The organism is Vogesella margarita (assembly GCF_028548475.1).
Lineage (GTDB): Bacteria > Pseudomonadota > Gammaproteobacteria > Burkholderiales > Chromobacteriaceae > Vogesella > Vogesella margarita.
Genome location: NZ_JAQQLE010000004.1, coordinates 121,950 through 136,642, shown reverse-complemented (window position 1 = coordinate 136,642; position 14,693 = coordinate 121,950). Strand labels below are relative to the sequence as shown.

Here is a 14,693-nt window from a genome sequence, read left to right as displayed (position 1 = left end):
GCGAGGCGGCAGGAGCCGATGATGGCAGGAGCAAGCCTGTTAACCCTGATTGACGATATCGCCACCGTGCTGGATGACGTGGCGGTGATGACCAAGGTCGCCGCCAAGAAGACCGCCGGCGTACTGGGCGACGACCTGGCGCTCAACGCGCAACAGGTAGCCGGCGTCCACGCCGAGCGCGAACTGCCGGTTGTGTGGGCGGTGGCGCTGGGCTCGCTGCGCAACAAGCTGATCCTGGTGCCGGCGGCGCTGCTGATCAGCCTGGTGGCGCCGTGGCTGATCACACCGCTGCTGATGCTGGGCGGCGCCTATCTCTGCTTCGAGGGCTTCGAGAAACTGGCGCACCCGCTGCTGCACAGCGCGGCGGAAGACGAGGCACACCACGAGGCTCTGACCGCGGCACTGAGCGACCCTGCCACCGACATGCTGGCCTTCGAGCGCGACAAGATCAAGGGCGCGATCCGCACCGACTTCATCCTGTCGGCGGAGATCATCGCCATCACGCTGGGTACAGTGGCGGCGGCGCCGTTCCTGTCGCAGCTGACGGTGCTGTCCGGCATCGCGCTGATCATGACCGTCGGCGTCTACGGCCTGGTGGCCGGCATCGTCAAGCTCGACGACGGCGGCCTGCACCTCAGCCGCAAGGATAGCGCCGCGCTGCAATGGCTGGGCGCGTTGATGCTCAATGCCGCCCCCTACCTGATGAAAACGCTGGCCGTGGTCGGCACCGCCGCGATGTTCATGGTCGGTGGCGGCATCCTGACCCACGGCCTGTCCTTCCTGCATCACGCCATCGAGGAGACCACCGCCATCGCCGGTAACCTGCCGTTGGTGGGGCGCACGTTGGCACTGTTGACGCCGACGGCGCTGGACGCGCTGACCGGCATCGTTGCCGGTGCGCTGGTGCTGTTGCTGGTGACCGTGGGGCAGCGCGGCTGGCGCCTGCTGCGCGGCTAAGCGCTTGTCGTAATCGGGGGCGGGGCGCTCGCCGTCCCGCGCCCGGCGGCGAAAAAGTTGAATCCGGCACGCCCTGATGTAGAATCGGGGCTTCCTTATTACCGGGGTCACCCCACAGTCCGATGGACATATTCATAATTCTCGTGCTGTTTTTCCTGAACGGCATTTTTGCGATGGCTGAAATTGCCATCGTTTCCTCGCGCAAAGTACGCCTGCAGCAGTGGGCCGAAGAAGGACACCGCGGTGCCATTGCCGCGCTCAAGCTGGCCGACGAACCGACCCGTTTCCTGTCCACCATCCAGATCGGTATCACCCTGATCGGTATCCTGTCCGGTGCCTTCGGCGAGGCCGCCATCGCTGACCGCCTGATGCCTTACTTCGCGGCGATCCCGCTGCTGGCCGAATTTGCCCGCCCGCTGTCGCTGGGCATCACCGTACTGCTGATTACCTACTTTTCGCTGATCATCGGCGAGCTGGTGCCCAAGCGCATCGGCATGCAGAACCCGGAAGTGCTGGCCACGGTCCTGGCGCCGCCTATGCTGCTGCTGGCCCGGGTGACGCGACCGCTGGTGCGCTTCCTCAGCCTGTCCACCGAGACGGTACTGCGCGTGCTGGGCATCAAGAAGCCGAAAGAGCCGTCGATCACCGAGGAAGAGATCAAGGTGCTGATGGAGCAGGGCGCGGAAGAGGGCATCTTCGAGCGCGCCGAGCAGGAGCTGGTGGAAAACATCTTCAGCCTGGACGAGAAGAAGGTGGTCTCGATCATGACCCAGCGCAAGGACATCGTGGCGCTGGACATCGACGACCCGCTGGAAGACAACCTGCGCATCATCAAGGAGAGCGTGTTCACCCGCTATCCGGTGTGCAAGGGCGGCTTCGAGAACGTGCTGGGCATGATCCAGGCCAAGGACCTGCTGCACCGCCTGCTGGACGACAAGTCGGTGACGCTGGAAGGGCTGGTGCGCCCGCCACTGTACGTGCCGGAGGCGATCAGCCCGATGCAGCTGCTGGAGCAGTTCAAGCGCACGCGCAACCACACCGCGCTGGTGGTGGACGAGTACGGCGAGATCGAGGGTCTGGTCAGCATCAACGACGTGATGGAGGCGATTGTCGGCGATCTGCCGACCGAGGCCTCCGACAGCGACGAGGAAATCGTGCAGCGCGACGACGGCAGCTGGCTGGTGGACGGCATGATGTCGCTGGACGACTTCAAGGAACACTTCGACCTGGACATGATCGAGGGCGAGGAAACCGGCGATTTCCAGACCGTGGCCGGCTTCGTCATCTTCATGCTCGGCCGCGTGCCGGTCACCGCTGACCGCGTGGAGTGGGGCGGCTTCACCTTCGAAGTGGTAGACATGGACCGCACCCGTGTCGACAAGCTGCTGGTGACGGCGCCGCCGCCGGAAGTCACGCCGGACGCCTGACCTGTCGAAAACTACCCCGCCTTGTGCGGGGTCTTGTTTTGCGGCATTGCTTATCGGCAATCCTGCTTTGCGGCGGCAAAAAATGACGATAAAGTTAAGCGGTTTTGCAACCATAAACACAGGATAGAGAGCAATGAAACTGGAAACCCTCGCCGTACACGCCGGCTACAGCCCGGACCCGACCACCAAGGCGGTGGCGGTGCCGCTGTACCAGACCACCAGCTACGCCTTCGACAGCACCCAGCACGGCGCCGACCTGTTCGATCTCAAGGTGCAGGGCAATATCTATACCCGCATCATGAACCCGACCACCGACGTGCTGGAGAAACGCGTGGCGGCGCTGGAAGGCGGCATCGGCGCGCTGGCGGTGGCCTCCGGCATGGCGGCGATCAGCTACGCGATCCAGACCATTGCCGAGGCCGGCGACAACATCATCGCCACCAGCACCCTGTACGGTGGCACCTACAACCTGTTCGCGCACACCTTCCCGCAGCTGGGCATCACCGTGCGCTTCATCGACCCGGCGCGACCGCAGGACATTGCGGCCAACGTTGACGACAAGACCAAGGCCGTGTTCTGCGAATCCATCGGCAACCCGCTGGGCAACGTGGTCGATTTCGGCGCCTTCGCCGCCGAGGCGCACCGCCACGGCCTGCCGCTGATCGTCGACAACACCGTGCCCTCGCCCTACCTGTGCCGTCCGTTCGAGCATGGCGCCGACATCGTGGTGCACAGCCTGACCAAATACCTCGGCGGCCACGGCGGCAGCATCGGCGGCATCATCGTCGACTCCGGCAAGTTCCCGTGGGGCGAGCACGCCGAGCGCTTCGTGCGCCTGAACACGCCGGACGTCAGCTACCACGGCGTCAACTACGTCGAGGTGCTCGGCGCCGCCGCCTATATCGCCCGCGCCCGCGTGGTGCCGCTGCGCAATATGGGCGCCGCCATCTCGCCGTTCAACGCGCACCAGATCCTGCTCGGTATCGAGACGCTGGCGCTGCGCATGGACCGCATCTGCGACAACGCGCTGAAGGTGGCGAACGCACTGGCCGCGCATCCGGCGGTGGCGTGGGTGGAGTACGCCGGCCGCGCCGAGCATCCGCAAAAAGCGCTGGTGGACAAGTACATGGGCGGCCGCGCCTCCGGCATCCTGTCCTTCGGCATCAAGGGCGGGGTCGAGGCCGGCGGCCGCTTCATCGACGCGCTGCAGCTGGTGACGCGGCTGGTGAACATCGGCGACGCCAAGTCGCTGGCCTGCCACCCGGCGTCCACCACCCACCGCCAGCTGTCGCCGGAAGAACAGCTGCGCGCCGGCGTGCGCCCGGAGATGATCCGGCTGTCGATCGGCATCGAGCACGTCGACGACATTCTCGCCGACATCCAGCAGGCCTTGCAGGCGGCTGCCTGAGCCTTTAACTGGCACTGAACGACGCTGCGGCCAACCTTGTCACCAAGGTTGGCCGCAGTGCTTTCATGCGCGGGTGTCGGTGCGAAGCGCGTTCAGCGCGGCGTCGCCAGCCACTGCAGCATGCCCTGCGCGGCGGCGCGGCCGCTGGCGAAGCAGGCGGTGAGCAGGTAGCCGCCGGTCGGCGCCTCCCAGTCCAGCATCTCGCCGGCGACAAACACGCCGGGCAGCGCACGCAGCATCAGCTGGCTGCCGACGGCATCGAAGCGCACACCGCCGGCGCTGCTGATCGCTTCGTCCAGCGGCCGCGCCGCGTGCAGCGTCAGCGGCAGCGCCTTGATCGCGGCGGCGAGGCGCGCCATGTCGTTGAAACCTTCCTTGTCCAGCAGCTCGCGCAGCAGGCCGGCGCGTACGCCGTCGATGCCGCACTGCTTGCGCAGGTGGTTGGACAGAGACGCCGCGCCGCGGCCGCGTTGCAGTTCGGCCAGCAGGCGTGCCGGGTCGCGGTCCGGCGCCAGGTCGAGCAGGACGGTGGCGCTGCCGCGGGCGTTGATCTCGTCGCGGATGGCGGCGCTGAACGCGTACACCAGGTTGCCCTCGATGCCGTGGGCGGACACCACGCACTCGCCGCGGCGGGTCAAGGGTTGGCCGCAGGCGTCGCGGAAGGTGAGGGCGACGTTTTTCAGCGCGCTGCCGGCAAATTTTTCCTGGAAATGGACGCTCCACTGCGCGTCGAAGCCGCAGTTGGACGGTTGCAGCTCAGCCACCGCCACGCCGCGCTCCTGCAGCAGCGGCAGCCACTTGCCGTCCGAACCCAGCTTGGTCCAGCTGCCGCCGCCCAGCGCCAGCAGCACCGCGTCGGCGTGCCGCACGCACTCGCCGTCCGGGGTGGCAAAGCGCAGCCCGCCGTCGGCATCCCAGCCCAGCCAGCGGTGGCGCACGTGGATGCGCAACCCGGCGTCGCGCAGCCGCGTCAGCCACGCGCGCAGCAGCGGCGCCGCCTTCATCCCGGTGGGGAACACCTTGCCGGAGCTGCCGACGAAGGTATCGATGCCGAGGCCGTGCACCCAGTCACGCAGCGCGGCGGCGTCGAAGGCGTCAATGATCGGGGTTAGTGCAGCCTCGCGCTGGCCGTAGCGCGCCAGGAACGGCGTGCGCGGTTCGCTGTGGGTGATGTTCATGCCGCCGACGCCGGCGAGCAGGAACTTGCGCCCGACCGAAGGCATGGCGTCGAACAGTTCGACGTCGGCGCCGTGCGCAAGCAGGGTTTCGGCGGCGATCAGGCCGGCCGGGCCGCCGCCGATGATGGCAACGCGCGGGCGGGAAGGGGAGAAGTCGGGCATGGTCGGGACGTGTGCAAAGGTTGGCCGCAAGGAAAGAGCGGCATTGTACCGAAATGGCGGCTACCGCAGCAGCCGCGTTTCAGCGGGGCGTGCCGGCCGTTGCGGCCAACCCTGGCGGCCGGGTTTGTGACCGGCACGGTCTTTCTGGTCATTTCATGCATACGGCGTTTGCAGATATTCCAAGTGGCTGTTTAAAATCACCGATTGCTCGCCACGCCGGCGAAAGTATTGATTTTTAATTGTTTTGTCGAATTTTCGAGAATCGAATTCCAATAATATGCAGATTGTTTCGGAACGCCATGCACGCGACACCCGCCTGTGCCCCACCTTGCCGCGCCGCGCCACCGCCATCATCGAGCTGCCCGATGGCGTGCTGATGACGGCCTCGGTCAACAGCCGCTTCTGTCTGCCCGGCGGTGTATCGCAACGCGGCGAGCTGCGCTCGCAGGCGCTGATCCGCCAGATCCGCGACCAGACCGGCTTGCGCATCAATTCCATGCTCTACCTGTTCGATCACATCACCCAGCACAACGCGCACAAGGTGTACCTGGTGATCGCGCAGGGGCAGCCACGGTTGCAGGAGGGCGGCAGCCGCCTGACGCTGGTGACGTCGCCGGATGCCGACATGGACATCCACATCGAATCGCGCGCCATCCTGCGCCGCTACGCCAAGCTGCGCGGTGAGGAGGGTGCCAAGAGCGAGGCGGTGCGCGCCATGCTGAAGCTGGCGCGCTATATCGCCAAGGTGGAGTGATGGACGGCTGGCAGACGCTGGACGAGTTCGGCTTCGACCACGTGCTGGCGGATACGGCCGGCACGGCGCTGGTGATGTTCGGCCAGCCCGCGTGCGGCGCCTGTCGCGGCTGGTACCGGCTGCTGCCGCAGTGGCTGGAGCAGGGCGAGGCGGGGCTGTTTTATGTCGATGTTGCCCGCTCGCAGGCGCTGGCCAACCGTTTCGAGCTGTTCCAGCTGCCGGCCTTCGCGCTGTACCGGCACGGTGAATTCCACTGCCGCTTTGCCGCGCCATTCCAGGCGGACGCGGTACGCGCGGCGCTGGCGGCCGCGCTGCTGGCCCCGGCCGAGGAAGAGCCGTGAGCCAGACCCGCTGGCGTTTTACGGCGCTTGCACGTTGTCGGCGGTGGCCGGCTTGGTGTCGGCCTGCTGTTCTGCCTGCTGCAGCGCGCGCTGCAGCTCTTCCGGCATCGTCACCAGACCAAGGCCGGTGGCGCCGTTCATCAGCACGAAGGACAGGAACAGCGCTACCGGTGCGAACAAGAAGGTGCCCAGCAGGATGCGCAGCTTGCCAATGCCGCTGCCGAAGGACAGCGCCGATACCAGCAGCCACAGCCCGATCATGCCGATGGTCATGCTGGCCACGCTGGCGACGTCGTCCGGCAGCCAGCTGCTGAGCGGATCCAGCAGCTGGATGGCGCTGGCGGCGACGATGGTGCCGGTCAGCGACGGCACGACGGCACCGGTGGCGCGGCGCAGCCACCATTGCATGAAGCGGCCGTAGAGCAGGGTCTCCAGCGTGACGTAGGCGGTGAAGAACAGGATCACGTTCAGCGGTTCGCCCATGCCGGCCGGCGCGCTGGCGGCGGCCACCACGCCCAGCAGCAGCAAGGCCATCGCCAGGTGCCGGGTCGGGTACTGGTAGTGCGCCAGCGGCTGGAACTGCAGGCGCAGCATGGCCAGCGCGTCGTTGATGAGGGGCAGGTTCATGGCTCAGTCAAAAATGACGGTTTTGTTGTTGTAGGCCAGGATGCGGTTCTCCAGGTGCCAGCGCACCGCGCGCGACAGCACCACGCGCTCCAGGTCGCGGCCCTTCTGGATCAGGTCGTCGACATCGTCGCGGTGCGAGATGCGCATCACTTCCTGCTCGATGATCGGGCCGTCGTCCAGGATCTCGGTCACGTAGTGGCTGGTGGCGCCGATCAGCTTCACGCCGCGGGCGAAGGCGCGGTGGTAGGGCTTGGCACCGTCGAAGGCCGGCAGGAAGCTGTGATGGATGTTGATCACGCGGTGCGGGTAACGCTCGACGAACTTGTGCGACAGCACCTGCATGTAGCGCGCGAGCACGATCAGGTCCACCTCGGCGGCTTCCAGCAGCGCCCACTGCTCGGCTTCGGCCTGTTCCTTGTTGTCCTTGTTCACGCTGATCACGTGGTAGGGGATGCCGTGGTACTCGGCCAGGCCGCGGCAGTCCTCGTGGTTGGACACGATCAGCGGGATGTCGCAGTCCAGCTCGCCGATGCGCCAGCGGTGCAGCAGGTCGACCAGGCAGTGCTCGTACTTCGATACGAAGATCGCCATGCGCGGCTTGCGCGACGATAGCGACACTTCCCAGCTCATATTGTGCTTTTCCGCGATCGGGGCAAAGGCGGCGGCGAAGCTTTCCATCGGCAGGCTGAAGCCGTGCAGGTCCCACTGGATCCGCATCAGGAACAGGTTCTCCACCGCGTCCTGGTGCTGGTCGGCGTGCAGGATGTTGGCGTTGTAGGTCAGCAGGAAATTGGCGATGGCCGCCACCAGCCCCTGGCTGTCGGGGCAGCTGACCAGCAGGGTAGCCGAATGCTTGTTGCTCATGGTTCGCTCTTTGTTATTGGTTTGCGGAAAACAAACGCCACAGTCGGCAGGTGGACTGTGGCGTCGGACGGGGCGCGGTCTGCGATCAGGCGTTGAGGTTGGCCGCATCCAGCGTGTTTTGCAACAGGGTGGCCACGGTCATCGGGCCGACGCCGCCCGGTACCGGGGTGATGAAGCTGGCCACGTCGCGTGCCACGGCGAAATCGACGTCACCGCAGATGCTGCCGTCGTCCAGGCGGTTGATGCCGACGTCGATCACCACCGCGCCCGGCTTCAGCCATTCACCTTTCACGAATTTCGGGATGCCGACGCCGGCGACCACGATGTCGGCGCGGCCAACCTCGGCTGCCAGATCGGCGGTGGCGCTATGGCACACGGTTACCGTGGCGCGCGCCAGCAGCATTTCCAGCGCCTGCGGGCGGCCGACGATGTTGGAGGCGCCGACGATCACCACGTTCTTGCCCTTCGGGTCGATGCCGTACTCTTCCAGCAGCGTCATCACACCGCGCGGGGTGCACGGGCGCAGCAGCGGCATCTTGGTGGCCAGGCGGCCAACGTTGTAAGGGTGGAAGCCGTCGACATCCTTCTTCGGGTCGATGCGCTCGATCACTTGCTGCGGGTCGATCTGCTTGGGCAGCGGCAGCTGCACCAGAATGCCGTCCACGCTGTCGTCGGCGTTCAGCTTGTCGATGATGGACAGCAGTTCTTCCTGCGAGGTGCTGCCGGGCAGGTCGTAGGCTACCGAACGCACGCCGGCCTTTTCGCAGGAACGTTTCTTGTTCTTGACGTAGATGCCGGAGGCCGGATCGTCGCCCACCAGAATCACGGCCAGCGCCGGAGCGCGCTTGCCTGCGGCCACGCGGGCGTCCACGCCTTCGCGTACGCGGTTGATCAGGGTTTCGGCGACGGCTTTGCCGTCGATAAGTTGTGCCGCCATGCTGCTATCCACCATTAAGGTTTGATGTAAACGAAAGCCGGATTTTCTCATTTTTCCGGGGTGGTGCTCAATCTTTATCAGTGTGTGGCGCGCGTATTTTTGTGCGGTGCGGCATCGGTGACCGCGGCAGCTGCGCGGCAGTGCCGGCTGGCGGGAGTCATCCATTTCGATTTTATTGCACTGCAGGTGTTGACAGGAGGATTCCTGTCACGTATATTTCGTCTCCTGTCGTCGGGGCGTAGCGCAGTCTGGTAGCGCATCTGCTTTGGGAGCAGAGGGTCGTGAGTTCGAATCCCACCGCCCCGACCACAGACAACCCGGCATAACGTGCCCGTAGCTCAATTGGATAGAGCACCAACCTTCTAAGTTGGGGGTTACAGGTTCGAACCCTGTCGGGTGCGCCAAGCATGTTTCAGTTTTATCTGTGGTGGATGTAGCTCAGTTGGTAGAGTCCAGGATTGTGATTCCTGTTGTCGTGGGTTCGAGCCCCATCATCCACCCCACCTTATTTGACTTGTTGCAGCAATGCGGCAAGACGCACCGCTCAGCGGTGGATGTAGCTCAGTTGGTAGAGTCCAGGATTGTGATTCCTGTTGTCGTGGGTTCGAGCCCCATCATCCACCCCAGTTAAAAACCCGGCCTCGCGCCGGGTTTTTCCATTTATTCCCTGTTTTCCGCTTGTGGCCGGTGAAATTCACCGTATAATCGAATACATTTGCATGTATCCGATAGCCAGAGCGTGACCATGACCACCTTGCAGCCGATCAAACGCCAGACCCTGACCAGTGCGGTTACAGAATCCTTGCGCCAGCGCATCCTGTCCGGCGAATTTGCCGACGGACAGCAGCTGCGCCAGGAGGCCCTTTCCAATGAGTACGGCGTCAGTCGCGTACCGGTGCGCGAGGCGCTGCGTCAGCTGGAGGCCGAGGGGCTGATCCAGATCATCGACCACAAGGGTGCGCTGGTATCCAAGCTGTCGCTGGACGACGTGCTGGAGCTGCTGGACATCCGCGCGACACTGGAGAGCGAGCTGCTGCGGGCGGCCATTCCCTGTCAGAACGAGGCGGATCACGCCGCCGCCGAGGCCACGCTGAAGGAATTCGAGCAGGCGCTGGTCAGCAACGACATCCGCCACTGGGGCGAGCTGAATTCGCGCTTCCACCTGGCGCTGTATCGGGCCGCCAAGCGCCCGAACACGCTGGCGCTGATCGAGCAGCTGCACAACAAGACCGACCGCTACACGCGGATGCAGATCTTGTTCACCCGCACCATGGAGCTGGCGCACCAGGAGCACAGCAAGCTGCTGCAGCTGTGCCGCGAGGGCAAGGCGGACGAGGCGGCGGAGTTCATCCGCTTCCACATCCAGTCCGCCGGCCACGCGCTGGAGTCGTACATGAACTCTGCCGAGCGCCGCTAACCGTCATTTTTGTATACAAAACGCCGTTCCCGGCTTTCGGCTAGGGACGGCGTTTTTGCGTGCGCTCGCTGCTGTAGGCGTGCACCACCTCGCCGTGCTGCAGTTTGCCGATCACCGGCACCGCCAGGTCGATGGCGTCGTGGTCGGTGGCGGAGAAGGGCCGCTGGTAGGTGGTGATCACGCCCTTGACCGGCGCGGGCAGGTTTTCCAGCGCGCGGACGATGGCCTTGCCGTCGGTGCTGGCGCTGTGGCGCAGCGCCGCCGCCAGCAGCAGCATGCTGTCGTAGCCTTGTGCCGCCGACACCGCCGACGGAATGCGGCGGCCACCGAAAGTGCCCAGGTAGCGCGCGACAAAGTCCTGCCGCAGCGGGTCGGCGCTGTCGCTGATGAAGGTCTGCACCATGCGCGCGCCTTCGGCATTGGGGCCGGCGTCGTCGATGAAGTTGGACATCGACAGTGTCCAGCTGCCGATCAGCTGCGGCCGCCAGTCCATCTGCGCCAGCGAGTTGGCGATCTGCGCCAGCTCGGGGCCGATGGCGTAGGTCAGGATTGCCTGCGCCCCGAGATCGCGCGCCCGGCTCAGCTGCGCGATCATGTCGCGCTCGCCGAGGCGGAACTGGCCGATATAGACCGGGCTCAGCCCCTGCTGGCGCAGCGCCTTGATCAGTTCTTCCTCGCCGATGCGGCCGTAGTTGGTCTTGTCGTGAAAAATCGCCAGCCGGGTGAGACCGCTGCGCTTCGCCTCGCGCACGATCAGCGGCGCCTGCTGCGCGTCGGAGGCGGCGACGCGGAACACGTAGTTGAGCGGATATTTCGGCGGTGCGAATTGTTCGGTGACCTTGGGCGCGGTGGCGACCGCGGTGATCGCCGGGATGCCTGCCTGCTGGTAGAGTCCCTGCGACGCCAGCGCCACGCCGCTGTTGACGAAGCCGACGCTGGCGATTACGCGCTGGTGCAGCGTCAGCTCGCGGGCGACGCGGATGCCGATATCGGAGCGGCCCATGTCGTCGCGTTCGACCAGCAGCAGCGGCCGGCCACGGATGCCGCCCTGGCGGTTGATCTCCTCCGCCGCCAGGCGGATGCCGTTACGCATGCTGATGCCCATCGGCGCCGAGCCGCCGGTGAACGGACCGGAGACGCCGATACGCAAGGCATCGGCCGCGGTGGCGGCAAGCGGCAGGCACAGCAACAGCAGGCAAAGGGTGCGATACACGGGGGATTCCTGATGGCTAGGCGGTGACAATCCCCGTTATTATCACATTTTGGCCCCGCTTGCGGCCAACCTTTGCCCGTAGCCGCCATGCGAACCCAGCGTTTTTACCAGTCCCTCAAGCGCAGCCGTTTTTACCGGCTGATGCCCAACAGCACCATCGTACTGTTCTTCCTGACCATGGCGGTGATGCTGTGGACGCTGGACGCACGCGAGACCGAGCAGCTGCGCCTCGATCTGGCCAAGGACACGCTGTGGGCGGAGCAGACGCTGCGCCTGCGCCTGGACGAGCACAAGGATGAGCTGTCGCGGCTGGCGCGCGACATCGGCCGCGAGGCGATCGACGAAGACCAGTTCCTGGTGCAGGCCTCGGAGTTTCTCGCCAATACGCCGGAGATGGCGGCGGTTGTGTGGGCGGACAACAGCTTTACCCTGCGCTGGATCGCGCCGTACGAGGAAAGCCGGCTCACCGTCGGCTCCGGCCTAAGCGGCGCCTCCGCCTCGGCCTACCTGCAGGCGCGCACCGATGGGCGCTCGGTGATGAGCCAGCCCTACCAGCTGGAATCCGGCGAATGGCGCTTCGACCTGATGGTGCCGGTGTTCCGCGACACCCAGTTCCGCGGCATGGTAATCGGCATCTACAAGGCCAGTGTCTTCATCCGTCGCGTGCCGCCGAGCTGGTTTGCTGAAAAATACTATCTGGAGCTGAACAACGGCGAGCAGCCGCTGGTGAGCAACAGTCACGGCGCCCCGTCGTCGCGCCTGTCGCAGACCATCGTGCTGGGCGGCACGCCGCTGCGGCTGGTGGCGCGGCCGGTGCGCGGCGACCACGACAAGGGGCGCCTAATCCAGCTCGGGCTGATCGTCGGCCTGTCGCTGCTGACCCTGCTCAGCCTGATGAGCCTGTCGCGCCACATCCGCCGCCGCGTCGACGCCGAGCGCGAGCGCGACCGCGTCTACGGCCTGTCGCGCGAATGGCTGGGCGTGATGCGCGAGGACGGCTACCTGCTGCACGTCAACCCGGCCTTTGTCGGCGGCCTCGGCTATCCGGCTGAGCAGCTGCTGGGCACTTCCATTCTCAATTACCTGCACCCGGACGAGCGCGAATCGACGCAGCAGCTGCTGCGGCAGGTGATCGAGGCGGGCAGCGTCGACCGCTACGTCGAGACGCGGGTGATCAACCGCGCGCAGGAGGTGCGCGCCATCGCCTGGGCGATGAGCCCGCTGCCGGACGCCGGCGTGGTCTACCTGTCCGGCCGCGACATCACCGCCGAAAAACAGGCGGAGCAGGCGCTGCGTCACGAGTACATGTTCCGCAAGGCGATGGAGGACTCGCTGGTGGTCGGCATCCGCGCCATCGCGCTGGACGGCCGCATCACCTACGTCAACCCGGCGTTCTGCCGCATCACCGGTTTCGACGAGGCGGAGCTGATCGGATTGCTGCCGCCGTATCCATACTGGTCGCCGGATATCGCCCACCACAACTACGATGCCCTGCGCCAGACGCTGTCCGGCGAGCAGTCGCAGCAGCTGTTCGAGTCGGTGATGCAGCGCAAGAACGGCGAGCGTTTCTACGCGCAGTTGCTGATCTCGCCGCTGATCGATGCCGACGGCCACCAGACCGGCTGGATGGCGGCGCTGACCGACATGACCGAGAAGCGCCACGCGCAGCAGATGCTGGAGGCGGCCAACGAACGCTTCATCGCGGTGATCGAGGGGCTGGACGCGGCGGTGGCGGTGGTGCGCGGCGAAAGCCAGCAGCTGCTGTTCTGCAACCATCGCTACCGCGAATGGTTGGCCGCACCGGCGACGGAGGACAGCTCGGAGTGCTGCGACCTGCGCCTGTACCGCCTGCTGCAGCAGGCCAGTACCGACCAGGAAATCTGGCTGGACGACCTGCAACGCTGGTTCCTGCTGCGGGTGCGCCCGGTGCGCTGGGTCGACAGCGACATGGCGCAGATGCTGATCCTCACCGACATCACCGAGCAGCACGATGCCGAGCAGCGCTACCAGGAGCAGGTAGCCAAGCTGCAGGCCACCTCGCGCCTGATCACCATGGGCGAGATGGCGTCGACGCTGGCGCATGAGCTGAACCAGCCGCTGTCGGCTATCGCCAACTACCAGGCCGGCTGCGTTGAGCGCCTGCGCCAGGGCCGCGCCACGCCGGAGTCGCTGATCCCGGTGATGGAAAAGATCACCGCACAGGCGGAGCGTGCCGGCAAGATCGTGCGCCGGGTGCGCGAATTCGTGAAGCAGAGCGAGCCGGTGCGCAAGCCGTGCCAGCTGTCCGACATCATCGACGCCGCGCTGGCGATCGCCGAGATCGAGGCGCGCCGCCTGGGCTCGGTGATCAACGTGCACCTTGCGGCCAACCTTCCCGCCGTCAACGTCGACCCGATCCTGATCGAACAGGTGCTGCTCAACCTGATCAAGAACGGCATGGAGGCGATGCAGCAGCTGCCGCCGGAGCAGCGCGAGCTGCAGGTCAGCGTGCAGCGCAGCAGCAGCAAGCGGGTGGAAGTGGCGATCGTCGATTGCGGCCACGGCGTGCCGGACGACATCAAGTCGCAGCTGTTCGATGCCTTCTTCACCACCAAGAGCGAAGGCATGGGCATGGGGCTGAACATCTGCCGCTCGATCGTCGAATTCCATCAGGGTCAACTCTCGGTGGAAGACCATCCGCTGGGTGGTACCATTTTCCGATTCACTTTGCCGGTATACGAGCCATGACTGCGAGCAAATCCATCACCATCCATATCGTTGACGACGACGAGGCGTTTCGCGACTCGCTGGTCTGGCTGCTGGAAAGCCACGACTACCGCGTGATCTGCCACGACCATGCCGAGGCTTTTCTCGCCGGCTTCCGGGTGGAGCAGAGCGTCGGCTGCCTGATCCTCGACATCCGCATGCCGGGCATGAGCGGGCTGGAGCTGTACGAAGAGCTGCAGGCGCGCGGCAATCACTGGCCGGTGATCTTCATTACCGGCCACGGCGATGTGCCGATGGCGGTACAGGCGGTGAAGCGTGGCGCCCACGATTTCCTGGAAAAACCGTTCAACCAGGAGGCGCTGCTGCTGGCGGTGAACAGCGCGCTGGAGACGGCCGCCAGCCTGCAGCAGAGCAGCACACTGGCGCAGCAGTGCGAGGCGCGGCTGCAGACGCTGACCGTGCGCGAGCGCGAGGTGCTGGAGCGGGTGATCGAGGGCAAGATGAACAAGGTGATCGCCGACGACCTCGGCATCAGCATCAAGACCGTCGAGGCGCACCGCGGCCGGATGATGGACAAGATGGGCGTGCGCTCGATCGCCGATCTGGTGCAGACCGTGGTCGCCTACCGCCAGCAGAAGGGCGGTGCCTGATCCGGCCGCGGCACTGAACTTTACCCGCTATGCTTGGCTCTGTAGCAGACGG

The 14,693-nt window shown here is 65.5% G+C and carries 13 protein-coding genes and 4 tRNA genes; 12 read left to right on the top strand and 5 right to left on the bottom strand.

Annotation, left to right across the window (positions count from 1 at the left end; genetic code table 11):
• Positions 1-21 precede the first annotated feature (21 nt).
• From PQU96_RS06995 to PQU96_RS06985, 3 genes are all read left to right on the top strand, one after another.
• Positions 22-957, top strand: coding sequence for a DUF808 domain-containing protein (locus PQU96_RS06995; RefSeq protein ID WP_272771661.1), 936 nt, complete (start codon positions 22-24; stop codon positions 955-957).
• A gap of 122 nt (positions 958-1,079) precedes the next feature.
• Positions 1,080-2,384, top strand: coding sequence for a hemolysin family protein (locus PQU96_RS06990; RefSeq protein WP_272771556.1), 1,305 nt, complete (start codon positions 1,080-1,082; stop codon positions 2,382-2,384).
• Positions 2,385-2,517: 133 nt separating this feature from the next.
• Positions 2,518-3,792 (top strand): O-acetylhomoserine aminocarboxypropyltransferase/cysteine synthase family protein, encoded by a 1,275-nt coding sequence (locus tag PQU96_RS06985; protein ID WP_272771555.1) that lies wholly within the window; start codon positions 2,518-2,520, stop codon positions 3,790-3,792.
• 92 nt (positions 3,793-3,884) lie between these two features.
• On the opposite strand, the gene PQU96_RS06980 is transcribed toward PQU96_RS06985, so the two are convergent.
• Positions 3,885-5,132, bottom strand: a complete 1,248-nt coding sequence (locus tag PQU96_RS06980; RefSeq protein ID WP_272771554.1) for a TIGR03862 family flavoprotein — start codon at positions 5,130-5,132, stop codon at positions 3,885-3,887.
• 277 nt (positions 5,133-5,409) lie between these two features.
• Here PQU96_RS06980 and PQU96_RS06975 point away from each other — a divergent pair, with 277 nt between their 5' ends.
• Both PQU96_RS06975 and PQU96_RS06970 read left to right on the top strand, forming a co-directional pair.
• On the top strand, positions 5,410-5,886 hold the full coding sequence (locus tag PQU96_RS06975; RefSeq protein ID WP_272771553.1) for an NUDIX hydrolase: 477 nt from the start codon (positions 5,410-5,412) through the stop codon (positions 5,884-5,886).
• The gene (locus PQU96_RS06970; protein ID WP_272771551.1) at positions 5,886-6,227 is read left to right on the top strand and encodes a thioredoxin family protein; all 342 of its coding nucleotides are present in this window, start codon (positions 5,886-5,888) and stop codon (positions 6,225-6,227) included. The genes PQU96_RS06975 and PQU96_RS06970 overlap by 1 nt, the downstream gene beginning before the upstream one ends.
• 18 nt (positions 6,228-6,245) lie before the next feature.
• Here PQU96_RS06970 and PQU96_RS06965 read toward each other — a convergent pair whose 3' ends face one another.
• The 3 genes from PQU96_RS06965 to folD form a co-directional block, all read right to left on the bottom strand.
• Positions 6,246-6,854: a hypothetical protein gene (locus tag PQU96_RS06965; RefSeq protein WP_272771550.1), complete on the bottom strand. Its 609-nt coding sequence runs from the start codon at positions 6,852-6,854 to the stop codon at positions 6,246-6,248.
• A 3-nt stretch (positions 6,855-6,857) separates the two neighbouring features.
• The gene (purU, locus tag PQU96_RS06960; RefSeq protein WP_272771548.1) at positions 6,858-7,718 is read right to left on the bottom strand and encodes a formyltetrahydrofolate deformylase; all 861 of its coding nucleotides are present in this window, start codon (positions 7,716-7,718) and stop codon (positions 6,858-6,860) included.
• 85 nt (positions 7,719-7,803) lie between these two features.
• Entirely contained in the window at positions 7,804-8,655 is an 852-nt protein-coding gene (gene folD, locus PQU96_RS06955; protein WP_272771547.1) for a bifunctional methylenetetrahydrofolate dehydrogenase/methenyltetrahydrofolate cyclohydrolase FolD, read from the bottom strand.
• A gap of 232 nt (positions 8,656-8,887) precedes the next feature.
• On the opposite strand from folD, the gene PQU96_RS06950 reads away from it, so the two are divergent.
• From PQU96_RS06950 to PQU96_RS06930, 5 genes are all read left to right on the top strand, one after another.
• Positions 8,888-8,964, top strand: a tRNA-Pro gene (locus tag PQU96_RS06950).
• A gap of 18 nt (positions 8,965-8,982) precedes the next feature.
• A tRNA-Arg gene (locus PQU96_RS06945) sits at positions 8,983-9,059 on the top strand.
• A gap of 23 nt (positions 9,060-9,082) precedes the next feature.
• Positions 9,083-9,158 (top strand) — tRNA-His (locus PQU96_RS06940).
• A 47-nt stretch (positions 9,159-9,205) separates the two neighbouring features.
• Positions 9,206-9,281 (top strand) — tRNA-His (locus PQU96_RS06935).
• 119 nt (positions 9,282-9,400) lie between these two features.
• Positions 9,401-10,072, top strand: a complete 672-nt coding sequence (locus tag PQU96_RS06930) for a GntR family transcriptional regulator (RefSeq protein WP_272771546.1) — start codon at positions 9,401-9,403, stop codon at positions 10,070-10,072.
• Between the two features lie 40 nt (positions 10,073-10,112).
• On the opposite strand, the gene PQU96_RS06925 is transcribed toward PQU96_RS06930, so the two are convergent.
• Positions 10,113-11,285 carry an ABC transporter substrate-binding protein gene (locus PQU96_RS06925; RefSeq protein ID WP_272771545.1) on the bottom strand — a complete coding sequence of 391 codons (1,173 nt, stop codon included), beginning with the start codon at positions 11,283-11,285 and terminating at the stop codon, positions 10,113-10,115.
• An 87-nt stretch (positions 11,286-11,372) separates the two neighbouring features.
• Between PQU96_RS06925 and PQU96_RS06920 the strand changes: the two genes are divergently transcribed.
• Together PQU96_RS06920 and PQU96_RS06915 are read left to right on the top strand one after the other, a co-directional pair.
• Positions 11,373-14,012, top strand: a complete 2,640-nt coding sequence (locus tag PQU96_RS06920) for a PAS domain-containing sensor histidine kinase (RefSeq protein ID WP_272771544.1) — start codon at positions 11,373-11,375, stop codon at positions 14,010-14,012.
• Positions 14,009-14,641 (top strand): response regulator transcription factor, encoded by a 633-nt coding sequence (locus PQU96_RS06915; protein WP_272771542.1) that lies wholly within the window; start codon positions 14,009-14,011, stop codon positions 14,639-14,641. The genes PQU96_RS06920 and PQU96_RS06915 overlap by 4 nt, the downstream gene beginning before the upstream one ends.
• The last annotated feature ends 52 nt before the right edge of the window (positions 14,642-14,693 follow it).